Annotated in this window: 22 protein-coding genes; 9 read left to right on the top strand and 13 right to left on the bottom strand. The window is 66.7% G+C overall.

Annotated elements, in window-relative coordinates; genetic code table 11:
- The first annotated feature begins 10 nt into the window (after positions 1-10).
- From QM618_RS03240 to QM618_RS03210, 7 genes are all read left to right on the top strand, one after another.
- On the top strand, positions 11-1,348 hold the full coding sequence (locus QM618_RS03240) for a hypothetical protein (RefSeq protein ID WP_428094884.1): 1,338 nt from the start codon (positions 11-13) through the stop codon (positions 1,346-1,348).
- Positions 1,348-2,979: an SCO6880 family protein gene (locus QM618_RS03235; RefSeq protein ID WP_428094882.1), complete on the top strand. Its 1,632-nt coding sequence runs from the start codon at positions 1,348-1,350 to the stop codon at positions 2,977-2,979. Before QM618_RS03240 ends, QM618_RS03235 begins: the two co-directional genes overlap by 1 nt.
- Before the next feature lie 332 nt (positions 2,980-3,311).
- Positions 3,312-4,313 carry a hypothetical protein gene (locus QM618_RS03230; protein WP_428094880.1) on the top strand — a complete coding sequence of 334 codons (1,002 nt, stop codon included), beginning with the start codon at positions 3,312-3,314 and terminating at the stop codon, positions 4,311-4,313.
- Positions 4,310-5,968: a type IV secretory system conjugative DNA transfer family protein gene (locus QM618_RS03225; RefSeq protein ID WP_428094878.1), complete on the top strand. Its 1,659-nt coding sequence runs from the start codon at positions 4,310-4,312 to the stop codon at positions 5,966-5,968. The genes QM618_RS03230 and QM618_RS03225 overlap by 4 nt, the downstream gene beginning before the upstream one ends.
- Positions 5,965-6,708: a DUF4913 domain-containing protein gene (locus QM618_RS03220; RefSeq protein ID WP_428094876.1), complete on the top strand. Its 744-nt coding sequence runs from the start codon at positions 5,965-5,967 to the stop codon at positions 6,706-6,708. Before QM618_RS03225 ends, QM618_RS03220 begins: the two co-directional genes overlap by 4 nt.
- On the top strand, positions 6,677-7,087 hold the full coding sequence (locus QM618_RS03215) for a hypothetical protein (RefSeq protein ID WP_428094874.1): 411 nt from the start codon (positions 6,677-6,679) through the stop codon (positions 7,085-7,087). The genes QM618_RS03220 and QM618_RS03215 overlap by 32 nt, the downstream gene beginning before the upstream one ends.
- Positions 7,084-8,067, top strand: a complete 984-nt coding sequence (locus QM618_RS03210) for a M23 family metallopeptidase (protein WP_428094872.1) — start codon at positions 7,084-7,086, stop codon at positions 8,065-8,067. Before QM618_RS03215 ends, QM618_RS03210 begins: the two co-directional genes overlap by 4 nt.
- Here the strand turns inward: QM618_RS03210 and QM618_RS03205 are convergent.
- On the bottom strand, positions 8,064-8,828 hold the full coding sequence (locus tag QM618_RS03205; protein WP_428094870.1) for a helix-turn-helix domain-containing protein: 765 nt from the start codon (positions 8,826-8,828) through the stop codon (positions 8,064-8,066). The genes QM618_RS03210 and QM618_RS03205 overlap by 4 nt on opposite strands.
- Positions 8,829-8,914: 86 nt before the next feature.
- On the opposite strand from QM618_RS03205, the gene QM618_RS03200 reads away from it, so the two are divergent.
- Positions 8,915-9,205: a hypothetical protein gene (locus QM618_RS03200; protein WP_428094868.1), complete on the top strand. Its 291-nt coding sequence runs from the start codon at positions 8,915-8,917 to the stop codon at positions 9,203-9,205.
- Here the strand turns inward: QM618_RS03200 and QM618_RS03195 are convergent.
- Both QM618_RS03195 and mobF read right to left on the bottom strand, forming a co-directional pair.
- Positions 9,202-9,957 carry a hypothetical protein gene (locus QM618_RS03195; protein WP_428094866.1) on the bottom strand — a complete coding sequence of 252 codons (756 nt, stop codon included), beginning with the start codon at positions 9,955-9,957 and terminating at the stop codon, positions 9,202-9,204. The genes QM618_RS03200 and QM618_RS03195 overlap by 4 nt on opposite strands.
- A 9-nt stretch (positions 9,958-9,966) precedes the next feature.
- Entirely contained in the window at positions 9,967-13,788 is a 3,822-nt protein-coding gene (mobF, locus tag QM618_RS03190; RefSeq protein WP_428094864.1) for a MobF family relaxase, read from the bottom strand.
- A 200-nt stretch (positions 13,789-13,988) separates the two neighbouring features.
- Between mobF and QM618_RS03185 the strand changes: the two genes are divergently transcribed.
- Positions 13,989-14,387, top strand: a complete 399-nt coding sequence (locus QM618_RS03185) for a hypothetical protein (protein ID WP_428094862.1) — start codon at positions 13,989-13,991, stop codon at positions 14,385-14,387.
- A 150-nt stretch (positions 14,388-14,537) separates the two neighbouring features.
- Here QM618_RS03185 and QM618_RS03180 read toward each other — a convergent pair whose 3' ends face one another.
- The 10 genes from QM618_RS03180 to QM618_RS03135 form a co-directional block, all read right to left on the bottom strand.
- A complete protein-coding gene (locus QM618_RS03180; protein WP_428094860.1) occupies positions 14,538-14,852 on the bottom strand; it encodes a hypothetical protein in 315 nt (104 codons plus the stop codon).
- A 352-nt stretch (positions 14,853-15,204) separates the two neighbouring features.
- Positions 15,205-15,681, bottom strand: a complete 477-nt coding sequence (locus QM618_RS03175; RefSeq protein WP_428094857.1) for a hypothetical protein — start codon at positions 15,679-15,681, stop codon at positions 15,205-15,207.
- A 415-nt stretch (positions 15,682-16,096) separates the two neighbouring features.
- Positions 16,097-16,741: a recombinase family protein gene (locus QM618_RS03170; protein WP_428094855.1), complete on the bottom strand. Its 645-nt coding sequence runs from the start codon at positions 16,739-16,741 to the stop codon at positions 16,097-16,099.
- A gap of 80 nt (positions 16,742-16,821) precedes the next feature.
- Entirely contained in the window at positions 16,822-17,577 is a 756-nt protein-coding gene (locus tag QM618_RS03165) for a hypothetical protein (RefSeq protein WP_428094854.1), read from the bottom strand.
- On the bottom strand, positions 17,574-18,140 hold the full coding sequence (locus QM618_RS03160) for a hypothetical protein (protein ID WP_428094853.1): 567 nt from the start codon (positions 18,138-18,140) through the stop codon (positions 17,574-17,576). Before QM618_RS03160 ends, QM618_RS03165 begins: the two co-directional genes overlap by 4 nt.
- Positions 18,141-18,192: 52 nt before the next feature.
- Positions 18,193-18,744 carry a hypothetical protein gene (locus QM618_RS03155; RefSeq protein ID WP_428094851.1) on the bottom strand — a complete coding sequence of 184 codons (552 nt, stop codon included), beginning with the start codon at positions 18,742-18,744 and terminating at the stop codon, positions 18,193-18,195.
- 9 nt (positions 18,745-18,753) lie between these two features.
- Positions 18,754-19,218, bottom strand: coding sequence for a hypothetical protein (locus tag QM618_RS03150; protein ID WP_428094849.1), 465 nt, complete (start codon positions 19,216-19,218; stop codon positions 18,754-18,756).
- Between the two features lie 51 nt (positions 19,219-19,269).
- Entirely contained in the window at positions 19,270-19,887 is a 618-nt protein-coding gene (locus QM618_RS03145) for a hypothetical protein (RefSeq protein ID WP_428094847.1), read from the bottom strand.
- 90 nt (positions 19,888-19,977) lie between these two features.
- Positions 19,978-20,346: a single-stranded DNA-binding protein gene (locus tag QM618_RS03140; protein WP_428094845.1), complete on the bottom strand. Its 369-nt coding sequence runs from the start codon at positions 20,344-20,346 to the stop codon at positions 19,978-19,980.
- Between the two features lie 466 nt (positions 20,347-20,812).
- Entirely contained in the window at positions 20,813-21,289 is a 477-nt protein-coding gene (locus tag QM618_RS03135; protein ID WP_428094843.1) for a hypothetical protein, read from the bottom strand.
- Positions 21,290-21,933: the final 644 nt, after the last annotated feature.

Raw genomic sequence — 21,933 nt, 5'->3', positions numbered from 1 at the left:
GCGATCGACCATGATGCATGTCGTCCCGTTCTTCAACCCTCTGAATCCGGTCGGATCATGGCTCGAAGACCTCGGCAAGCAGATCGCCGACGCTGTCGGCTGGATGTTCTCCTCGGTGATGACATGGATGCTCAACCAAGGTCAGATCGACTTCGCCTCCGGGTACTTCGTACACACCTACAAGTACACGATTTCGCTTGCGTTCTTCGTCGGGTTGCCCTTCGTGCTGATTCAGCACTTTGTGAACGTCAGCCGCTCACGCGAGGGCCACTCGGACCTTTGGCAGGCGCTACTTGTGCGGCTGCCGAAGTTCATCATGCTGTCAATCTTCGGTGCCACGTTGGGTGTGCTGGCTGAGCAGACGATCGCCAGGCTCAATGTGTCGATCATCCACTGGACTATTGGCCAGACTCCTGATGAGTTTGCGGACACCTTCTCAAACCTCGTCACGACGACGTTACTGGGGTCGGGGCTACCGATCATCGTGAGCATCATCATGGGGCTCATCGTGCTGTTGTCGGTCACGATGCTGTTCGTCTCTGCGTTGGTCTTGTCGGTGGCAGCGCAGGTATTGGGCATATTCTTTCCCTTCGCCGCTCTCGCGGACGTGACACGTGGCTACCGGGGCCTTGCGCGGAAGTTCTACTCGCTGTTCGCCGTGGTGATGCTTGCGATGCCCGCACAGCTGCTGCTCATGGGCTTCTTCTACCAAATGTTGGGTGAGAATCTCGACGCGGTCACCGTCGGCGGGGTCGTGCAGGAGGAAGGCTCCGGCGGCTCTGCGCTTGGGTCGCTGGGGCTGTTGGTGATGGCGTCTCTAGCGTTCATCATCCCGATCATGGCGCCGCTAGCCATGCTGCGCATGGCGGGCAACTTCGTCCCTTCCGGCGGTGTCGGCGGGGGTGAGTCGCAGTCGACGTCCTCCACGCAGATTCAGTCGGCACAGGATGCCGCTCTGCAGTCGACCAAAGCCGACGCCACCAGTGGCGCGCCGTCGACTTTCGGGCCGGCTGCTCAGATGGGCGGACCGGCCTCCAGCAGCATCGGGTCCGCGCAAGCCGCCGGAGCCGGCAGTAGTGGCGCGGCACCAGCTGCAGGGGCCGCCGCCGGTGAAGCAGCGGGTAGCGGTGTAGCAGCTGGAGGTGCGGCAGCGGGGAGCGCCGGCACCGCAGCGGCCGCGGCCGGCGCCGGCGCCGCAACGGGCGGTGTGGGTGCCGCTGTTGTGGCGGGCGCCGTGATGGTCGGCAACACGGCCGCTGGCATGAGCGCTTCATTGCAAGGTACCGCGTCCCAAACGGCGCAAGCAGCCTCGATGGCCACCACGCACCTCGAGCACGGAGAAGAGTAATGACAACGCTGCGCACGGCCTTCCTGGCCGGAACGGCTGGTTACCGGACGATGCTCGGCGAAGGCCCTCAGCGCCGGAGCCGTCTAGGCCAAATTGTCGCGGTGGCCGTGGCGATGCTGGGTGCAGTCGTTGCCCAGCTGCCGGGCCTCCTTGTCGGCGGCGCCATAGGGCTCGTCGTCATGCTGCTGACGAACCCGTCACTCAATGGAGACCTAATCGGCAAGGCGATCAATTGGTGGCGATGGCGCACACGCACCAAGGCCGGCATGGACCAATATGTGCCGTTCACGGAAGACGCCGAGAGGTCCGCCATGAACACGGCAGGAGCGCGCGCACGCCGAAGGGCGCTGGGAGCAGTGCGCCAGATGCCGGACGGTGCAGCGGGCATGGGGTGGCTCCAAAACGGGGCCGGGGTGACTGGGATCGCATGGCACCAGCCCCCCAACGGCGAGGCAGAGTACTTGTCCGTGGCCTATGAGGTCGAAGGGCGCATGCGGGGCTTCGAGTCCCGCGACAACCTCAACCGCGGCTCCGAACAGTGGGGAGCCTTCCTGGCGTCGCTTGGCGCGGACTTCTCATTGTGCAAGCAGGTGCAGGTACTAACGCGAGTATTGCCACCACGCGCTGTGCTTCATGAGCGCTGGGCTGCCGATCACATCGACCCGGCGCTGCGCGCAACGCGGTTCGGAATGGACCTCCTCAGCTCCTACAGCGAAGTCCTCGCCAATGCTGAGGCCATCGGTACCGTGCAACGCCACTACGTCGTCGTGCGATTCGACGTGGACAGGGACTTTCGCGCCCGTGCGCGCAGAGTCGGACCCGACGTTGAAGGCTGGCGCCGATTGATGGTCACAGAGATCGCCGCAATGACTCGCCGCCTCGAACTAGCCGGAGTGGGCCGCGTGCGACCACTGTCGGCACGCCAAGTTGCTGCCATGATCCGCCACTGCCAACAGCCGAGCAAAGATCCCGACTACGTGGCGGACATAGACCCCTGTAACTTCGGCGTCGCGTCACACGACAGCCGCTCGGTGTACGTCACCGAGGACCCCGGAGTCGACGGAAACTACCGCTACACCGCCACAGCACGGATTGAAGCGCCCAACGTCGACGCCTCCGCGAAGAACATGTTCTGGATCCATGAGTGGCTAACGAACATGCCTGAGCCGATTATCCGTTCCATCAGCTTTCACGTAAGGGTCATCCCCGCGCGCATCGCGCTGCCAGCCGCCCGGAAGGACGAGACGCGCGACACCGCCGATGTGGCGGCGCGCATCAAGGCAGGAGCTCTCGCTGCCGACGACGCGGAAGCGAAGCGAGTCGCTGCAACGATCCGCGCGAACGAACTCCGGCCAGGTACAGGCCATCACGGAGTCGAGTGGATCGGATTCGTGACCCTCACGGCACGGTCGCTGGAGGACCTCGAGCGGCAGTCGCGGATCCTGACCGAGAAGGCCGCAACGGGTCTGGGTGTTCGACGGCTCGAGTGGTGTCGCGAGTACCAGTCCGCGGCCGCCGGCTACACCTGGCCGATCGCAAGGGGCCTCGTGCCACACCGCGGCAAAGGACTGGGCGGCCGCGTTGAGTCCGCGATCTCGCGCGTAGACCAGCCGAAGGAGACTCTCGGATGACCGACAGCGTTGATGGGCTCATGCGCCCAAACCAAGCGCGCGGCGCACGCTACGCCCCAAGTGCGCGCGCCGGCAAATTCCTCACTCCACACCAAAAGGGTGCGCCGAACACGACACGCGCGGCGGAGCTGCTGACAACAGCGATCGCCGGCGCACCTACCTCTGCCGACGGCATTGTCGTAGGCCGCGACCAACTGTCGCACTCGATCGTGGCCCATGACCCCGTCACCGCGTATGCATCCGGCCAAGTGACATCACCGCTAGTTTTGGCCATCGGCGACGTAGGCCGGGGGAAGTCGAGCCTGCTAAAGAGTGTCTACGTAACGCGTGCAATGGCACTTAAGGGGCGCCGCTGCGTGGTGCTGGACAAGAAGGACGAACAGGGCGAAGGCGAGTACGCGGCGCTGACGCGCCGAGCGGGCTCCGAACCCATCCGTATGCGGCTCGACGGCGCCGGATCGATTCTCAACCCCATTGATCCTCTGATCGCCGGGCCTGAGGCCGCTGCCCCCGAGCAGACCCTGCAGGCGCTCGTGGAGAACGTCGCGGGCGTCGACCTCAACGTGTGGCAGCGGAAGGCCCTGCGTGTGGCGCTGAGGGACGTCAGAGTGGCTGTGGCCGACCGTGCAGCGACTCTCGCCGATGTCGCGAGAACACTCGGTGGCGTGCGCCTCGAGGACGCACGTGTAGCCGGCGTCGCCGCAGACCAATTCGAGGAGGCTGCGCTATTCGTGCGGTTCACGATCGAGGAACTGCTCGAGACGTACGGGACGATGTTTGACGGGGAGACCAGCGAGGACGTGCGCTTGGGCGACAAGCTGACTACGTTCGACATCAGCCAACTGCCGGGCCACGGCCCAGCGGTACCGGCAGTTGTGGGCGTTGCCCACGGATGGCTGATGGGCCGCCTACGCCGCGAACGGGGCCTGGTTACGCACTTCATTGCGGAGGAGGGCTGGCACCTCCTGAATGGACCGAACGCGCGCACGATCGCCGAGAACGTAAAGCTGGCCCGCGGCTTGGGGCTAGTGATGGTTATTGCGCTGCACAAGCCGGCAGACATTGAGCTGAACGCTGCGGCGGCACCCGTGTTGCAGGAGGCGCAGACCGTGCACATCTTCGGCAATGCCCGGCGCCAGGACGCCGAGCGTGTCGTCGAGCTGTTTGACCTCGACGCGGACTCGGTGGACCTCATCATGCAGTTGCCTCGTGGCCACCATCTGCTGAAGATCGGCACACGGCCGGAGATCCACGTGCAGCACGTGCGCTCCGAACTCGAGCAGATGCTCACCAACACGGACGCGGCGATGCTCGCCGGGGTGGCAGTGTCATGAGCAGCGTTCAGTCGCAGCAATTCTTTAGCCCGAGCGAGAAACTTGGCTGGACTGCGGCCGGAGTCGCGATCTCGGCGGTAGGGCTGTGGCATGTGGCGCTGGCCGTGGCCACCCCGGGCCACGGGCTCGGAGATCTGGGAGCGACCATCGGCGCCGCGCTTGCCGGCCACCCACTAGCTCCCGACGGGGCGACCGGACCTACCAACATCGCGGTCCTAGTGACCGTGCTTGTAGTGGCGATCGCCGCGCTTGCCGTCGGCATGAGTTGGTGGGCGTCGCGGCGTCGTGGACGTGCGCGTGAGGGCCTTGCTGCCGGGTCGCGCATTACCGCGACTGTCAGGGCGAAGGACGCCCACGCGCAGCTGATCGGGTACGACGGCAAGCGACCCGTGCGGGTACGCGCGGAAGACGCCGGCTTGATGATCGCTCCACCTCGAGCGGGCAAGACCACCACCCGGGTGATTGCGGCAGTGATCGAGGCGCCCGGTGCGTGCGTGGCGACGTCGACCAAGGGTGAGGTCCTCCACCTGACCCACGCGCTGCGCGCGACGAAGGGCGCGATCCACGTGTTCGACCCCGAGGGCGCATCGAACTGGCCGGAGTTGACCACGTGGAACGTGGTCGACGGCTGCGACGACCCGGTGGAAGCCACCGAGCGGGCGCGAGCAATGGTGAAGGCCGTCACCCAAGGCGAGGGCGGCAATATCGAGTTCTTCGTGCAGGCTGCCCAAACGGTGCTGTCGTGCTACCTGCACGCGGCGGCGCTCGAGGGATACACCATCGACAAAGTCGTGTCGTGGGCCAAGAACACGCGTAATCAGGAGCCGTACGAGATCCTGGCGGACAACTCAAGGGCCGCCGCCAACTGGCACGAGGAACTGACCACCTACACGCGCGGTGATGCAGGTCCCACCATCCAGTCCGTGACTATGACGATCAGCAACGTGCTCGCCTGCCTTCGGACCGGCCCGGCGATCGCCGCCGTGCGTCCGTCGCGGCGCGAGTTCAACGTCGACGCATTCCTGGCGTCCTCTGACACGCTCTACCTGATGAGCAACGGCGGAGAGGGGTCAGCGGCGCCGCTTACGACGGCGCTGGTGGCCACGATCGAGCGCCGGGCCCGTGTGTTGTCGCAGCGCCACGGCGCCGGCAGATTCACCGTTCCCGTCACGCTGGTCCTCGACGAGGCGCCGAATATTGCCGCGCTGCCCAACCTGCCGGGCCTCATTACAGACTCGGGAGGCCGCGGAATGATCGTGTGGTGCTTCTCCCAGTCGTACGCGCAGCTGGAGGGTCGTTGGGGGCACACCGGCGCCGAGACGATGCTCAACGGCGCCGCGGTGCTCATGGTGCTGGGCGGAATCAAAGAAGTGGAGCTGCTCGAGCGCCTCGCGAAACTGTCCGGTGAACGCCGAGTGGAGCGCCGCACCCGTTCCGAGTCTCGCGACGGGTCGTCATCGTCGACGTCGACCGAGTGGGAGCAGAACCTTCGCCTCGACAACATTCGGAGGCTGCCGCAGGGCCGCGCACTCGTGTGGTACCTGAACCATCCGCCAGCGGAAGTGACGCTCATGCCGTTCTGGCGCCGACCTGACGCAAAACTCATCGAACAATCCCGCGCGGAAGCTGAGCGCCTTGAGGGAATCCGCTCATGAGCGAAGCACAGGAGACGCTCGAGGAAGCCCCGTGGGATCGGGTTGAATGGAATCGCTGGCGCGAGAGCGTCAACAAGGAACTGAGTGAGCAAGGAGACGCGCTCGACGCGGTGCTGGAGATCCTCGAGAGCGTCGGCCTCGGCGGTCCGCTGCACTGGGAGACGCTGTCAGCGCCAGCTCGAGGTGAACTGCTTGCGAAGGTCGCAGACTTCGTGGCGTTCCTCGAGCGGACCTATCTACGCGAGTACAGCTACGGAGAACTCAAGCCGTGCTGGTGGCGCCACCCGGCAGTGGTGTGGCAACTCACGGCGCTGCTGGCCTCATTCATGCTGGTTTACAACCCCAAGGCAAAGCCGTCCGCAGATCAGTCGATGTGGCACGAACACCACTTGTTCCCCACGCTGGACCGGATCCGCAAGAACGATTCACTGAGGGCGTGCGTCCAGGGCAAACACACGCCCATCAAGGCCGCCCGGAGCATGATCGACGGCGACCTCACCTCGTGGATCGACAACTGGAAGGAAGCCAACGATGAATCGCTCCTGGATGCCGACAGCGACGTTGCTGTCGCTGCTGTGCGTGACCGCATTGGCCGGATGCACCTCAGCGCCGACACCGACAACGAGCCACACGGCGATGCCATCCCCGGCGCCGACGGGCCCGACGATGCCGACGAGTTCACCGACCCCGACGACGGAGTGGACCATCGTGCCGACCGCGGCACCGTCGATCGCGACTGACGACCTGGACTCGGGCCAGGACCTCGGGACCGCACACCACTCCACCAGCTCCGACGCCGCAGCACTCGAGGTGGCCACCACGTTCATTCGTACCCTGGGCGACACGGCGATGGCGAACGACGAGTGGAATGCCACGCTCAAGTCCGTCGCGACCAACGACTTCTACACGGGCGCCTCAGCGGACGTGGCGGGCCCGGTGCCGTTCCACCGTCACATCGGCACCGTGACGGGCGACGGCTGGGTGGAGCGGACGTACGCGGGAGAGCTCATCATGGTGCACTTCAACACGTCGAATGGGCCCGTGACGGTGTACCTGACCCGCGACAACGACGCGCACCCATGGCTGGCAGCGCGAATCAAGTACGAGAAGGGGCAATGAAGGTACTCGCCGTCATCGCCGGCGGGGTAGTGCTCGCCGTGGGTGGGATTTTGGCGGTCATGGGCGCGACCCTAAACACCCCAAGCGTGGTGTGCGAGATACAACAAGCCACCCAGGCGCCAATCATCGCCCCCGAGCTCGACACCTATACAGACGCACAGTGGGATCTCGCCCAGGCGCTCGTCGACGCAGCGCCCGACTCGGACTGGCGCCTCATGGCGGTAGGCGTCGCCGCGTCGCTGTACGGAACGGATCTGGCCGCTGAGACGTCCACGGGTCAGATCGACCCGTTCACAGGTGAGGCGCGCACATCAACTCTCAAAGTGGCGATCGCCAACTTCTACTCCAAACTCGTTGATAGCGACTCGTGGACACAGATGACGCCGGCGGCCCTCATCGGCAACGCGCTGGGAGACCCCAAGGCCGACGTGGACGAGTCGTACAGCCAGGCAGCGGTGATCGTCGGGAAGCTCGCAAACGCTAACGTCGACTACCTGCTGCGCCAGGCCGTCATCGATCCCACCTGCGAGTACGACTCGGTTTCGCTCGAGGTGGGCGAGACGGTCACGGTGGGAAACGTGATCTGGCCCGTGCCGGGGCACTACGACATCACCTCGAGGTTCGGGATGCGAACCAACCCCGTCACAGGGATCTACACCCTGCATGCCGGCGTGGACATCGGGGCTCCGTGCGGATCCCCGATCGTCGCCGTCAGAGACGGGATAGTGACCGCCAAGGACGAAAACGCGCCCGGCTACGGCACCTACATTCAGATCACCAACCCGGACGGGTTCAAGGAGCGATACGCGCACATGTACCCGGGAACGCTCTACGTCGAAGTGGGCGACCAGGTGCACGCCGGCGACGTCATCACCCGCGTAGGCTCCACTGGCCGGTCAACGGGGTGCCACCTGCACATTGAGATCTACAACCCGCAGGGCCAGGTCCTCGACGCCGGCAAGGTCTTTGCCTGGTACTAGGAGTCGACGGCTGCCGCGTTCGCACCTGTGAGGCCCGCCTCATGCTTCCAGCGCTGAACCGTGTTGGTAGACACGCCAGCCTCTGCGGCGACTGCTCGAACGGAACCGCCGGCGCGCAATGCGGCGAGGACCGCAGCGCGACGTGAACGGGACCCCCTAGCTGTGCGCCGCAGCTGTTGAGCTTGGGTCGCCGGTACTTCACGGCGCCGTGTCGACGTCGTGCCGGGGTTGGAGTAGTTCGCCGCCGCGGTGGCCACGGCACCCGAGCCAGGGAAGGCGTCGACCAGTTCGTCGACGTCCGGGTTGAACCCGAGCATCGCCAGAACCCAGTGCGTCCACGCTGCCGGCTTGCGGCCCGCGAACCCGCCGGCGGTGAGGCCGGCAGACAGCGCGTCGTCGACGGCCACGCCCGTTCCGTGGGCGGTGCGGCCCTGTGGAACCCGGATGAGCACGGGCTCCCACACGGGCCGGATCCTCGAGCCTGAGGGGATGGCGTTCTCCTTGAGCCACACAGCGACGCGCACGCCGGCGGGAGCGTGCTCGAGGTACAGGGGCAGAGAAGCAGGCGTCGCGGCGATCGCCCATCCATCCGCCTCGGCCTCGAGTCGATCTACGAGTGCGATGTGCGCTTCGGGGCGGTCCCACTCGCGCGCTTCGGGGTGGTCGTCAGCGCGGCCGCGACCGTCGCTGTGGCCTCGTCCGTCGCCGTACCAGCGGTTCGCGCGCCCCAAGTAGGGCGGGTCGGCGACGATCAGCAGCATGCCCCAAGTGTAGCGATACCGCTACATACGCGAACGTGGTGTCGGGATCCGCGCGGTTCGGGCGGATCGCCCCGTACAGTGGCGTCATGACGACACGTGAGGAGCTGGGACCGCGCGAGTTGGGGCTGACGTCGACGCCACGTCAGACATGGGTGTGGGCGGCAGATGCCGAGCAGTGCGCGGAGGTGCGCGCTGTGATCGACGGCGCTGGTGGTCTGGCCACGTGGCGCCAGGCGACCCGCTACGGAATGGACGTAGAGCACGTGTCCGACATTGACATCGGCGTCGACGCGCTCGAGTCGAAAGAGGCCCTCAAAGCGGCGGGATTCACGCTGGTGCGGATCGAGGACCCCGATCGCGCACCCACCTGGTACTAGAGGCCGCGCGTAGGGCCGCTGTAGCCCGCCTGAGGGCCTTGCAGGCTCGGCGGTGGGGAGTTGAGTGGCGTTGGCGCACTCGGGCGCTTGGACGGCAGATTTTCGAGCTGCTTGGACCACTTCTCAAAGCGCTGCGACATGACCATTTGGTCCCGGTTGGTCAGCCCCATCGCCTCGAGGTCCTCGCGGGGAATGACGTGGACCTGGTGCAGACGCTCGGCCAGTAGCCGCGGGTCGATCGCTTCACGGCGCGCGCGGGCGGCGTGCTGCGCGAGCTTGTCGATCGGGAAGCGGCCGCTACCAACCAGTGCGTCGACGTCGACGTAGTCGCGGGCATTGACGCCGCCGTAGAGCGAACTGAGCCGCTCGGCCGCGACGTCGTCGATGTGGGTCACGGCCCCGATGTCCAGGGGGCTGGGGGAGTGCCGGCGGTGGACGTCGCTCTCCAAAGACAGCGTCGCGATGAGGTCCGCTCCGTCACGCACCTCGAGCTCGGCCCACAGCGCTCCGGGAGCGGCGAGGCTGTTGCTCTGCGTCACCGTGAACGCTTCTGTCTCGAGGGCAGCCGCGACCGCGGCCTTCATGCGGGCGAACAGCGCCGGATCCGTCGTCGGGGTGGTGATGTTGAAGTAGTCCAAGGGCCGCTCCGGATACCCGTACTCGTACAGTGCAGCGGATCCAGCGAGCGCCCCCGTGTAGGGGAGCGAAGCGGTCAGCGCTTCGCGCACCACGTGACGTTGCAAGGTGTCCATGTTCGTCTCCTACAGCTCGGGGCCGTCGCGCCGCTCGAGTTCGCGGGCGGCGTCGAGGGCACGTTGGGCGGCCTGCGTGAGGCCCTTGGCGGGGTCTTGTGGTGCGAGGCGCTTGACGCGCTCCGCGCGGGAGGGCGCAGGCTCGGTGCCAGCGGGTGCAGGCGCCTGGGCGTCGCGAAGGCGTGCTGCTCGCTGGGCGCGCGTGAGTTGGTCGTCGACGCCAGCGGGGACGGCGACGTCGTCGACGACCGTGGCCGGGGTCTCTGCGGCGGTCTTGTTGCGAGCGAGCCACTGCGCCATTGGGTCCGGTGGCGCCGGCATGGCATTGGGCGGTTCGGCCACGTGGGTGACGTTCCACGCTGCGCGAAGCGAGCCCAAGTCGCGCCCGTGCGGCAACTCGCCGGGCTCTAGCGGTGTCGAGAGTTTGCTGTGGATCCGCTGCTCAACCTGCTCGAGGTACGTGTCGATCGCCGCGTCGCCTGTGCGACGTCCGGGCCCAACTTCGCCAAGGCGCTCAACCACGAGCCGACCCGGTGCGGGGTCGGTCGACAGGTCGTAGGTGGACACGCTCAGCTGGAGGTGGCGGACGACGTCGCCCGTGGCGCGGTCGTGGTCGCTGATTGCTCGCGCCACCTGGGTCCATGAAGTGTTGTCGTCACGGACATAGAACGACGCGTCGCCGAAGGCCGACTGCAGGACGTCACGCACCCGCTCGTGGTCGATCGGAGGCGCGAACTCGCGCTGCGTGTACTCGTACTCCTTGAGCCACTCGTGCAGCGAGTCGGCGCGTACCAGCGCCGCCTCGTAAGTGGCCGATGCGGTGACCTCTGCACCGTCGTTGGTGATGACCTTTTCGATGACTGCGCGGGGCGCGATCGGAAGCCCTGTGGGGTGTTCGGCGTCGTAGCTGAACGACGTTTCGGTGACCGCGTAGATGTGGTTTTCGCTGCGCCCACGTGACATGGCCACGTAAGCGTCTTGGCGGGTGACCTTGTCGTCCCACAGCGCGCGCGACACGTCGACAGTGCGGCCTTGCACCCGCATGATGGTTGAGGCGTACGCCAGGTCGACGTGGTAGCGGACGTATTCGGCGGGAAGGGTGACGGTGGCGCCGTGGACGTCGACGTACTGGCGTCGACCCTCGAGAACGAGTTGCTGTCGCTCGACGCGCTGCACATCGAGGGCACCGTCGCGCTCGGCCAGGACGATCCAGCTGGCGCCGTTGCTGACAGGATGGCCAGCGCTGTCGGTGAGATCGCGGCGGACTTCGCGGGTGACGATGCGGTCCCCAATGCCAACGTAGTTGACGACCTCCGCGTTCTCGCCGGCGTCGAGTGCCACGTCGGTGAGCTCCACTTCACCGCGCTCGACCCGGTACTGCTGGGCGCGTCCGGCAAGGCGCCGGACGTCTTCATTGGACTGCGCGATCATCACGGAGTCTCGGCCTGTCGCAGTGTCGCTCTGCCAATCGTCGTAGAGCTCGTCGAGTAGTTCGTCCCGGGTGCCGGCATGCACCCGCCCGTTCTCGATGTAGAACTCGGCGACGTCCGTGTCGCCGGCACGCAGCGCGAGGGTCGCGTCGCGTTCTGCAGTGTCGTCAAAGCGCAGCACTTCGTGGAGCTCGGCGGCGCCGACCTTGTCATGGAAGTAGCGCAGGAACCCGCCAGCTCCGGGCGACGACAGTTGCTCGGGATCACCGATGCCGCGCACCGCGGCGCCGTGCTCGGTGGCGATCGCGAGGACCTCGGCCAGGTGGGGCGTGGAGGCCATGCCGACCTCGTCAATCAGAATGAACGTGTCCGGCCCGACCGCAAGGCGACCACTGTTGCGGCCGCGACGGTGGGAGGCCAGGAACATCTGGATCGACTCTGCGGGGGCGCCGATCTCGTCGCCAAGGACCGCGGCCGCCGCCAGCGTCGGTGACAGCGCAATGACGCGCGCACCGCCCATCTGGGCGCCTTCCACGAACGCCTTCATGGTGGTGGTCTTGCCGGTGCCGGCAGGGCCGACCGCGAAGTCCAGGGCAGCACCGGAGGCGAGGAACCGACGGGCGACGGCCTCCTGTGACGGCAGCAACTCGTGCTTGCCGAGCTTGCTGACAAGCGTTGCGTTGTGCGGGTCGATCATGGGGCCGAGGGCCTTAGTGCCGGCCGCAAGGAGTGTCTGTTCGGCGTCGTACATCGCCACCGACGTGTGCCATTCCTCTTGGTGCGAGCGCATGACCGGCTCGCCGTTTGCGCGCTTGAGCGCGGCGGGCCGTTCGATCAGTTCGGGGGCGGATACCGAAATGGTGAGATCCTGGTGCACGATCGCCGCGACGACGTCTGCCTCGCCTTCACGGTTCAACAGTTGGTCTGCGGTGAGGTGCTCGGGGATGCCGTGGGCTTGCCGAAGTTCGCGGCCGGCGGGTGAGTCGGCAAGGATCCGTGCGACCTGTCGGTTGGCTTCTGCGTCAACGTGAGCGAACGTCCAACGGGCTCGCTTCTCGCCAAGGCGCGCGACCGTGAACTGCGCGATGACGGCGCGCTGCTCGTGGGTGAGGATCTGTTCGGCGCCGGCACGCTGCGGCAACGTAGAGGCGTCAAGGTAGTGCTCGCCAGTGCGGCCAAGGACCTGCGCAGCGCGCTGGCGCCACTCGGGAAGCAACTGCGCAAGTGTCTTGGAGTCGTCCTTCTCAGGCCTCGTCGACAGCGTCGCCGCCTGGGCCAGACGGCGCCGCGTGGCCGGCGACGGGTCGTGACCGTGAACTGCCCGGTACTCCGCCTCGAGCTCTGCGAGCTCGGCCTTGACGGCTGCGCGCCGCTGCGAGAATCCCTCGTTGAGTTCTTGTGGCACGCCGGCGATCTCGTACACCGGCTCCGCGTTGCGGCGGGTGTGTCGCGCCACCGTGGTGACGCCTAGTTCCCGGTTCAGGTGACCCATGATCGACGCGTTGTATCGCTCTGATCCGGCCACCGCGTACTGGAAAAGAACCTGCGCGTCGACAGCGAGGATCTTGCCGGTGGCGGTGCGACCACGGTTGGCGATCACCGCATGGGTGTGCAGATTCGGGTCACCGGTGCGCGACGTGGAGTGGTCGAACGCCGCGACCACGAACCCTTCGAGATCCACCTGAGCGATGGAGTGTGCACCCTGCCGTCCGACGGCGCAGTGCTGCTCGAGGAACGCAATGGATTGCGCGACCGCCTCGTGATGTGCCTTCTCAATGATCTGCCGGGTGGGCTGGTCAGACAGCGCCCACAGTGTCGATACGGACTTCGGGGGAGTGAACACCAGGTCATATCCCGATACCGGGTGGCGCTCCTTTGAACCACGCTCGGCGAGGAACAACCGCACCTTCCGGTCCGCAACATCCGTCTCGCCCGTGATCAGCATGAGGTAGTTGCGTGTCGCCTCGAACCGGACCTCGCGCTGCTCTTCACCACGCCGAGGAGTGCGCCCGTGGTCCTTCTGGAATGTCACGAATGACTGCTCGATGTACTTGTCGTAGTCGTCCGGCTCGTTCTTGAACGTCGGCATCGCACGCCCCAGCTGCGTCGCCTTGAGCGCTTCCTCAACCGTCGCACCGTTGGCGATCATCTGCGCCTCGATACGGTCGGCGTCCGGGTGCCGGCACTCACCGTAAAGCGCAGCCATCTGCGACTCGGTCACGACACCTTCGAGTCCAACGAAGTCCCTGCCAGACCCCATCCACACGCCCGGAGGGTTGCCCGACTCGGCGTAGTAGTCCACGAGACCTTGGCCCTTTTCGCGCACAACATCGGCCGACGCAACCTGGTTTGTCAGGTACGCGTAGCCGTCGCCCGCACTCAGGACCTTCACGGTCATCATGCGCACAGGGTAGCACCCGCTCAAATTGAGCAAGAGGTGTGTAGTAAAGAGAAACTGGAATCGGTGAGGGGTGAGGCAGGTGGGAGGGGTGACCACAGCGGAGGGGGATGTGAGGTTGTGGACAGTCGGTAGGAGTTGGGTGAGGCAACAGATAGAGTGCGGACAGGATCGGAACGAAACCCAAGGAAAGGGGAGTGAAGATGGCCCGCACAAGTGACGCCGTGAACGCACGCAAGGTGGCACGCGAGAGGATGGCTGAACTACGCAAGAGCCAGGCGGACCGTGAGGCGAGGATCGAGGCCGGCGTGCTCGCGGTGCTGAGCGCGCAGGGCGCCGTTGACGAGGCCGACGAACGCCGTAGCGCCGCGGAGGAGGCATGGTCGAAGGCCGTGCAGGAGCACGAGCGCAAGTTGGACCAGGCAGTGGCAGCGTTCCGCGGCGAAGAACTCGGCAACGCCTCCATCGCCAGCCTGTTGGGGATGGACGAGAAGGCAGTCGCCAAGCTTGGCAAGAGCCGGCCGAAGGCCGCACGGCCAAGCCAGGCGTCGACGCCAACCCAGCCCAGCTCTGCGGAGCAAGAACGGAGCGACAACGCGTAGCGACAGCACCACACGTACAGCGACCCCGCCCGAGTATCGGAGCGGGGTCGCGTGCGGTCTGGCCAGCGAGTGCCGCGCAAGAACGGAACGGTAAGGCCGCGAAAGCACGGAAGAACCCGCCCCCGCGCGAGGCGGGGGCGGGCCTACCGGCTAGCACTGAGCGAGCGCCTGCGCCCACCAGGTCTTTCCCAGAACGAGCGTTCCCAGGCCGTGCTCAACGATGAACGTGTGCGCAGCCCAGAACGTGTCGCCATCCGCTGCAGGGTCAATGACCCAGTACGCGGCCTCGAGGTCGAGCGCGGGAATCGTCGAGCGGATCTCGATGAGCCCCGGGCAGGTGCACTTCGCGTCGTCGTGCTTCTCAACGAACACGCCCCACGCGCACACCGGGTGCAGCTCGTAGTGGTTGCTCGCGTCGGTCGCGTCGAGAACGGGCAGCGGAGCGAGATCAATGTCGGTAGCCATGATGTTGTGCCTCTCTGTCGCCGGACCGTCCGGCGACGGGGGCACCGGCAGCCTGGCGTGTTCAGTGAGGTCAAGGTGGAGACGCGGCGTGGCCAAAGGACACGCCCGGCGCGTAGAGCTGCGCAGCTGCTCGTGGACGCGCCGCTCGGCGTACGACCTTGACGGAGCGGCGGCCGCCTGCGGCCGCGAACCGCCGGGCTACGGTGTGTGCCCCGTCGGACGTCCAAACCCAACCCCAGGGCGACAGCGTCGCCGCGGCCGCGGTGACATCGCCGGCGGTGCCGGCGGCCGAAGGGAACACGACAAAGCCCGCCCCCGCGCGAAGCGGAAGCGGGCCAGTCGTATTGAGCGCCTAGTACTCGGCGTGCTGGATCTCGTATCCCTCGAGGTCTCCGATCTCGTCGTCGTAGTTGGAAGGGTTGCCAGCCCAGTCATCGCGGAGGTGCTGGCCGAACGCGTTGTACCAAGCGCCGCATCCCCCGCAGCGCTTGTCTCCGTCACCGCGCCACCACACCAACTCGGCGCCGCAGTTGCACTTGGCCGTGAGTCGCGGCTCCGGCTCGGGCAGCAGGTCGAACACCGGAGTGACACCTCCTGCCTCGACAAGCTCGACCATCGGATCGCGCGTCACAGGCGCAGCGAGGACCTCGACGAACGCCTGAGCCTGGGCCTCGGTTGCGAAGTCCTGATAGACCAGCGCCGAAGCGAGGTTGTCGCCGAAGTGAGCGGCGATGAGCTCGTGGAGGAGAAGACGGGACTCTTCCTCGTTAGCGCCTCGAGCAACGCGGCGCGCGATCAGAGTCTCGGAAGTGGGAACGGTGGTAGCCATGTGTGCCTCTCTGTCGCTGGACCGTCCGGCGACAGGGCACACCGGATCAGCCTGCGGCGTTCAGGACTGTCAAGGTGGAGACGCGGCACGGCGCCCGAAGGGTGACGGGACCGGCGCGTAGAAGTTGCCAGCCGCCAGGCGCAGCAACTTCGTGGACGCGCCGCTCGGCGTTCTACCTTGACTGGCCGGCCCGCGCAGCGGGTGAACCCGCGGGCTACGGTGGGTGCCCGTCGGACGTCCAAACCCAACCCCGCGGCGGCAGCTCGAGCGCGCTAGTGCTCGACAAGGCCGGCAGTGCCGGCCGACCGCGCTAACTAGTCAACAAAACCGGCGGATCCATGCAGGTTTCGGCCTCTACGTCGATCCTGGCGAACCGTAGGGTGCCGACCCTGCGGAAAATCGCGCTGCAGTTGCGTCAGCGCGATTCTGAGCGACGTGAGGGTGGAAGCTCGCCCGCGTCACGCAGCTGCTTGATGCCGCGACTGACGGAGGCGCCAGAGATCCGAAGCGTCCGCGCAAGAGTGGCGCTCGTGGTCGATGGGGCGCGCTCGAGGGTGGATCGGATGGTCTCGAGGACGTCAGCTGTAAGGACAGTCGGTCGCCCGCCGACGGCGCCGCGCGCAGCGGCAGCGGCGAGGCCGGCCTTGGTGCGGCGCGAGATCATGTCGCGCTCGAGCTCAGCGAAGGCGCCCATGACGTTGAGGAAGAAACGGCCTTCGGCCGTCGTGGTGTCGATCGGCTGCGTGAGCGACCGGAAGTCGACGCCACGCGCTCCGAGGTCGGCGAGCAGATTGACCAGCTGCAGGACGGAGCGGCTGAGGCGGTCGATGGCCCAGACGACGAGGACGTCACCGGCGCGCAGGTAGTCCAAAGCCGCGTCGAGCTCGAGGCGGTCGACACGGGTACCGGACGCGTGCTCCGAGAAGATCCGTTCGCAGCCTGCGGACTCGAGGGCGGAGATCTGCGCCGCGAGGTCTTGATCGTCAGTGGAGACTCGGGCGTATCCGATGAGGGCGATGACAGGCTCCAAGGTTCTGAGGTGAGTTTTGCGTGAACCCATTTTGACAGAGGGTTCTGACTGACCTGCCCGTGCGGGACGACGTCGCCGTGGGCGGACGCATCACAATCGAGCGTTTCTGACTACTCGCCTTTGCAGGCCGTGTCCTCGATCACGGAGCAGCTCGTGATCGACACGACGGGACCCGGGAGAAGGTGCACGTGAACGCGCCCGTCGCTCGATGTGCGCAGGATCCAGGCGCGTTGGTCTTCAACGGCGATCAGCTGCACGGGCGCCAGGGTGCGGCTGCCCGAGTCGGTTGGGTATGTGACGCTGACCGTCGGGAACGCCGGCGTGGCGAAGGCGCTGCCGACGTAGCCAGCAACGACAAGGACGGCGCCGATACCAAAGGTGGCCTCGTGGCGGGTGACCGTGCGGCGCACGGCGACGAAGACGAGAGTGGCGCCGGCGCAGACAGCGAGGGTGCACAAGAAGAGCCAGAACCTCCCGGTCATGAGTCCAAGCAGCGCGGCCGCGAGACCCGTGGCGATCGCTAGTGCCCAGCGGGTGAGCCGACGCCAGAAGGTAGTCGCCTCGCGAGCCTCCCGAAGGGCGCCCAGGAGACCCAGCGACAGCAGCATGGCCAATAGGACCGCGGGGAGAGCGTCTTCCAGGAGATCGTAGAGACGGACGTGCTGCCCGATCGCGATGGCGGTGTTCAGGTCCCAGCTGGCGGCGCCGAGGATCCACATGGCAGGTATGGCGAGAACGGCGACCGCGGCGAGAGGCCAGAAGGCGATCGCCTCGATCCACCTCGAGGTGGTGACACCGGGCCGTGCTGCAGCGGCACTAGCGCTCTTGCCGGCGGTCGGACGCACGCCGGCGACGCGGCGCGTCATGGTGCTGCTCGAGGTACAGGGCGCCCGTTGGCGTCAACGTGGATGAAGTGCAGACCGAGGTCGAGGATCGCGGCACTGGCGTGCTGCGCGACGACGCCGCGGTCAATCTGGACGCAGTGCTCGAGGCTCTCGCCGCGGTGGGTCGCCGTGGGGGTGGGGATGGCGTTCTCGTTGAGGGTCACGGTGACGAGTTCGTGTCTCTCGTCGTCGAACGTCCACAGCCATAGGTGGGTGCCGAGTGGCCAGAGACCCACTTCGCCTGGCGCGGGCTCAAAGAGTGCGGTCGCGGGGTCCAAGTGCGGGTCCCATAGGCCTTTCACGCAGCCGTGCTCGTAGATCTTCGAGTCCATGTTCGCGGATGCGTGCATGAGGACGTCGTCGGAGATCCTGTCGAGGCCGGCGGTGAGCTCGACTCGGATGTTCTCGAGCTCGAGGTCCTGCAGGTGATGGATCCGCTCGAGTTCGAGGGTGAGCTCGTTGATGTACAGCGCCGGGCGGCGCCGCCGGAGCTCGAGCAGCGCGAGGGCGGTGGGGTAGAGGGTGGTCGAGTTCGGGTCGATCACGCCGGCCTCCGTGGTGGCAGCGCGTCGACAGCGAGCAGGAACGCCCTAACCACTAGATCCCGCTGGGCCAGGGGGGTAGTTCGCGGTATGCGAGGTGGCGGGCGTTGACGGCATCTGCGAGAGCGCGCATGTTCTCGGGGCTGCTGTCGGCGGCCGCGGCGGCCAGGGCGGCTTCTTGGGCGTCCTCAGCTTGGCGCCAGCGGGCGACTGCGGCGTCGGATGGAGCCTCCTGCATCGTGATGACCACGTAGCAGCGGTCGCGGGTTTCGAGCCACTGCCGGCAGACGTCGACCCGGTTGTCGAGGGTGTCATCGTCGACGCGTCCGGATCCGGACACGATGATCTTGCCGGCCGGCGCTTCGACGAAGCGCATGGAGCCATCGTCGAACCAGATGAAGGCGCCCGAGCGACCGGTCAGCTGCGGGATCCCGCTGGCGATCGCGTCGTCATCGGAGAAGACGTGGGGCTCGACGAAGGGGTGTTGCGCGCGGCGATCATCCGCGATCGCGCATACGCGGGTGACGAAGCCGGCGTGGTCGGGTACGGACCACTCAGTGTCGTTGGAATCCTCGCGGGAGTTGATGAGGACCTGGAGGGGTGCCATTGCTCTCTCCTAGCTCTCGACCGCGACGTGTTGGAGGTCACGATACGCCTGGTGGATCATCGATTGGCCGCGTGGCGTGTACGCCCATACCTGGTATCGGCGGTCGAACTGCCACGGTTGAGGGTTGCGGTAGTAGGTCGCGGTGGCTGCGTCGATCAGCGCCGCGTGACGTTCGCGGACGGCGACTGCCTCGCGAGGGGAGTAGCGGGAGAACGCGAGAATGACCGCGTAGGCGTCGCGGTTCGCGATCGCCAGGCCGGGAACGGCGGTGGATCCGCAGGCGGGGCATTGTGTCAAGCCGGCCTCGAGGTCGAACTGGATCTGCACACACAGGGGGCAGAACCGGGGTTCGGCGACAGTGAAGCCGTCGACGTGCAGGATGGTGTGTTCGCGTGCGAACCCTTGGACGTCGGCGTGGTCGACGTCGGGCAGGCGGATCTCCTGCAGAGTGATGAGGAGGTCTGTGGAGCTCATGGGTCGGTCCCTTCGGGTTCGGGCCTGAGGCCCTGTCGTGAGATGAGCGTGTTACGCGGCCGCGCGCAAGCCGTGGCGGCCGGAACGTTTCTCGACGTTGGTCTGTGTCATGTGCAGCCGCTCGGCGACCTGCCGTGAGCTGAGGCCCTGGCTGTACCCATAGGTGATCGCAGCGTCGATCTCGGCCCGAGTGAGGCGTGCAAACCCGCCGCCGTCGATGACTCGGCGGACGGCGACCATGTCGACGTCGACGATGTCGTCTGGGGTGATCTCTGCCGGGTGCCCCTCGGGGTCGTCGAGGTCCTCGTCGTCCCAGGCCAGGGGAGGCACCCAGCCGGCCGCTCTGGCCAGGCGGACCGCAACGGTCTTGTGCCGGCTCTCGGGCGGGATCTTCATGCTGAGCTCGTCGTAGAGCTCGACAACGCGGGCCCGTGTCGCGAGGGTGACGTCCGGGCACAGCTCGGGGTGGCGCACGAGCAACCACACGGTCCGTGAGGACATGCCGGCGCGGACGGCTAGCCCGGCCTGGCTCCAGCCCAAGGCGATGAGTGCGCGCAGCCGTCGGACGGTACCGATCGAGTTCACCGTCTCAACGCGTGCGCAGGTGGACGTCGGCGCAGCGGACTTCTGCCCGCGATCGCGCTCTATGTTCTGAATCTGACTGGCCATGATGGGGCTCCTCTCTTCGCCAAGAGCAGCGCCCCGTCCTCGAGGGGGGATGGAGGACGGGGCGCGCTCATTCGCAGCGGGCTACCGGCGCTACGAAGCCTTGGGGTTCTTGGTGATGGACACCGTCGCGTACCGAAGCGACGGGCTGATGGAGCTCACGACGATGCGCGAGCTCTCGATGTCGTTGCCGTCGCCGTCGACGTAGTCGTTGGGCTCGAGCTCGCCGGTGACGATGACGCGGTCACCCTTGGACAGCGACTCGGCCGCGTTCTCGGCGATCTTGCCGAAGAGGGTGAAGTTGTAGCCGATGCCGCGCTTGTCTTCCCAGTCGCCGGCAGCGTTCTTCTGGCGGTGGTTCTCGACCAGGCGGCCGCGGGCGTAGGCGGTGCTCTTCTCGTTCTGGGCGAAGCTCAGAGACAGGTCATCGGTGAGGTTTCCCTCGACGGTGATAGTAGCCATTTCAGTACTCCTTCTTGCTGTTGATGGGGGCCTTCCCCGTACCTCTAATTATCCAGGTATTGGCCTCATTTGGCAATCAGAAACGGGGGGTTTGTGATACGCGCAGGATTTCTTGTAATTCGCTGCGCCGACCCAGCTGCGGAGTTTGGAATCGAGACGCATTTCCCCGCATATCCCGATATCGGCGAGGTCGTTCGCCGCCGCGGGATTGTCAACCCGTGAGGGCGGGGCGAGGAAACTCGCCGGACCGCGTAGCGGGAGGAAGTTTTCGAGGCCCGGTGCAGCTGCGCTGCACTTGACAACTCGACGACCCCTGCAAGGGGTCGGTCCTGTCGCGGCGTAGACACTTGGCCGTCGGGATGGGTGGGGGCGCGAGCTGTGCGAGCTCGTACCTCGAGCGGGCTCGAGGCGGTCGGCGTGAGCGCCGGCCTCAGGGGCCGGCCGGGTTGTGGCCGGCCCCTGGTGGTTAGTGGCGTTGGATGCTGGTGAGGTAGTTCTCGCGCAGCGCGGCGTAGTTGTCGGCGTCGAGGGTCCACGGGCCCTCGTCGTATCCGGGCAGGGCCTTGATGGCGCAGCGCTCGAGAGCGTCGAGGAACGCGGCGCCGAGAGTGGTGTCCCATCCGTCGAACTCTGCGCACTGGTAGCGCAGGCCCGCGATCAGGCTGAGGATCGTGACGGGGGAGAGGGCGCCGACGTCGAGTCGCTCGAAGGCGTACGGCTCGGGGGCGATGTCTTCGCGGTACCTGGTGTTCACTGCCCGGTTGTTGAGGTCGGTGAGTGCGGCGCCGAGCTCGTTGATGCCCATGCCGCTGACCTTGTATTGGATCTCGCGGTGCGTGAAGGTCATGCAGCCGCCGTGGCCGCCGGGGTCGGTGAAGGACAGGCTTGTCGCTGCGGTGAGCAGCGCGTCAATGTGGATCTTCGCAACTCGGTATGCGCTCATGTCGTGGTCTCCGATCTGTTGGAGGGTGGTAGCCCCACCGTTGTTCGCCCCTTCCGGGCAGAAGCGAATGCGGCGCCAGTGGGGCCTCGCCGCACAACCCGAAGGGCGGACGCGGAGGAAGGTCGCTTGCGACCTCGCCGCACAAGGCCGCCGCGGCGCAGCCGCGGTTGCGCGGTGGGGTGTCTGGCGCAAAATGGAGCGCCCCGGAAGGGGTGGACGGGTTCTGCGCGGCCGCGGCCGCGACCTACGTCGCCTTTGGGGCGGCGCCGATCGTGCCCGCGTGGGCGCGATCGTCACGGCGCGTGCGCCGGGCTTAAGGGCGGGTGGCGTTCGATGCGCCGGCAGTCCTTTGCGGCGGGCACCTCCGTGGGCCCGCACGCTGGGGAGGTCGTGCCCGGGTGACGTGGGCGAGCCGCGCGCGTGAGCGCTTGCGAGATCGCTGTGTCGCCTGGGTGCGACCGGAGGTTTGGGTCCCGCGCGTCCACGGTGGGCAAGACGACACCTAGCGGGGTGTCGGGTTGTCCACGGTGGTCGGGGGGCTGGGGAGCTGCCGGGTGCGCGACAGCGGGCTGGGGGCAGCCTCGATGGCTGCCGCCGGCCGTTGCGCCGTGGGCCGCGCTGGCGCGGGTCGCGGCGCCGGCGCC

Source organism: Demequina sp., assembly GCF_049841215.1.
Lineage (GTDB): Bacteria > Actinomycetota > Actinomycetes > Actinomycetales > Demequinaceae > Demequina.
This window is presented reverse-complemented; position numbering and strand designations above follow the sequence as displayed.

What these genes read in the sequence shown, in the direction of transcription:
- QM618_RS03240 (WP_428094884.1), top strand. Translation starts at nt 11, where the DNA reads ATGATGCATGTCGTCCCGTTCTTCAACCCTCTGAATCCGGTCGGATCA.
- QM618_RS03235 (WP_428094882.1), top strand. Translation starts at nt 1,348, where the DNA reads ATGACAACGCTGCGCACGGCCTTCCTGGCCGGAACGGCTGGTTACCGG.
- QM618_RS03230 (WP_428094880.1), top strand. Translation starts at nt 3,312, where the DNA reads ATGGCACTTAAGGGGCGCCGCTGCGTGGTGCTGGACAAGAAGGACGAA.
- QM618_RS03225 (WP_428094878.1), top strand. Translation starts at nt 4,310, where the DNA reads ATGAGCAGCGTTCAGTCGCAGCAATTCTTTAGCCCGAGCGAGAAACTT.
- QM618_RS03220 (WP_428094876.1), top strand. Translation starts at nt 5,965, where the DNA reads ATGAGCGAAGCACAGGAGACGCTCGAGGAAGCCCCGTGGGATCGGGTT.
- QM618_RS03210 (WP_428094872.1), top strand. Translation starts at nt 7,084, where the DNA reads ATGAAGGTACTCGCCGTCATCGCCGGCGGGGTAGTGCTCGCCGTGGGT.
- QM618_RS03205 (WP_428094870.1), bottom strand. Translation starts at nt 8,828, where the DNA reads ATGCTGCTGATCGTCGCCGACCCGCCCTACTTGGGGCGCGCGAACCGC.
- QM618_RS03200 (WP_428094868.1), top strand. Translation starts at nt 8,915, where the DNA reads ATGACGACACGTGAGGAGCTGGGACCGCGCGAGTTGGGGCTGACGTCG.
- QM618_RS03195 (WP_428094866.1), bottom strand. Translation starts at nt 9,957, where the DNA reads ATGGACACCTTGCAACGTCACGTGGTGCGCGAAGCGCTGACCGCTTCG.
- mobF (WP_428094864.1), bottom strand. Translation starts at nt 13,788, where the DNA reads ATGATGACCGTGAAGGTCCTGAGTGCGGGCGACGGCTACGCGTACCTG.
- QM618_RS03185 (WP_428094862.1), top strand. Translation starts at nt 13,989, where the DNA reads ATGGCCCGCACAAGTGACGCCGTGAACGCACGCAAGGTGGCACGCGAG.
- QM618_RS03180 (WP_428094860.1), bottom strand. Translation starts at nt 14,852, where the DNA reads ATGGCTACCGACATTGATCTCGCTCCGCTGCCCGTTCTCGACGCGACC.
- QM618_RS03175 (WP_428094857.1), bottom strand. Translation starts at nt 15,681, where the DNA reads ATGGCTACCACCGTTCCCACTTCCGAGACTCTGATCGCGCGCCGCGTT.
- QM618_RS03170 (WP_428094855.1), bottom strand. Translation starts at nt 16,741, where the DNA reads ATGGGTTCACGCAAAACTCACCTCAGAACCTTGGAGCCTGTCATCGCC.
- QM618_RS03165 (WP_428094854.1), bottom strand. Translation starts at nt 17,577, where the DNA reads ATGACGCGCCGCGTCGCCGGCGTGCGTCCGACCGCCGGCAAGAGCGCT.
- QM618_RS03155 (WP_428094851.1), bottom strand. Translation starts at nt 18,744, where the DNA reads ATGGCACCCCTCCAGGTCCTCATCAACTCCCGCGAGGATTCCAACGAC.
- QM618_RS03150 (WP_428094849.1), bottom strand. Translation starts at nt 19,218, where the DNA reads ATGAGCTCCACAGACCTCCTCATCACTCTGCAGGAGATCCGCCTGCCC.
- QM618_RS03145 (WP_428094847.1), bottom strand. Translation starts at nt 19,887, where the DNA reads ATGGCCAGTCAGATTCAGAACATAGAGCGCGATCGCGGGCAGAAGTCC.
- QM618_RS03140 (WP_428094845.1), bottom strand. Translation starts at nt 20,346, where the DNA reads ATGGCTACTATCACCGTCGAGGGAAACCTCACCGATGACCTGTCTCTG.
- QM618_RS03135 (WP_428094843.1), bottom strand. Translation starts at nt 21,289, where the DNA reads ATGAGCGCATACCGAGTTGCGAAGATCCACATTGACGCGCTGCTCACC.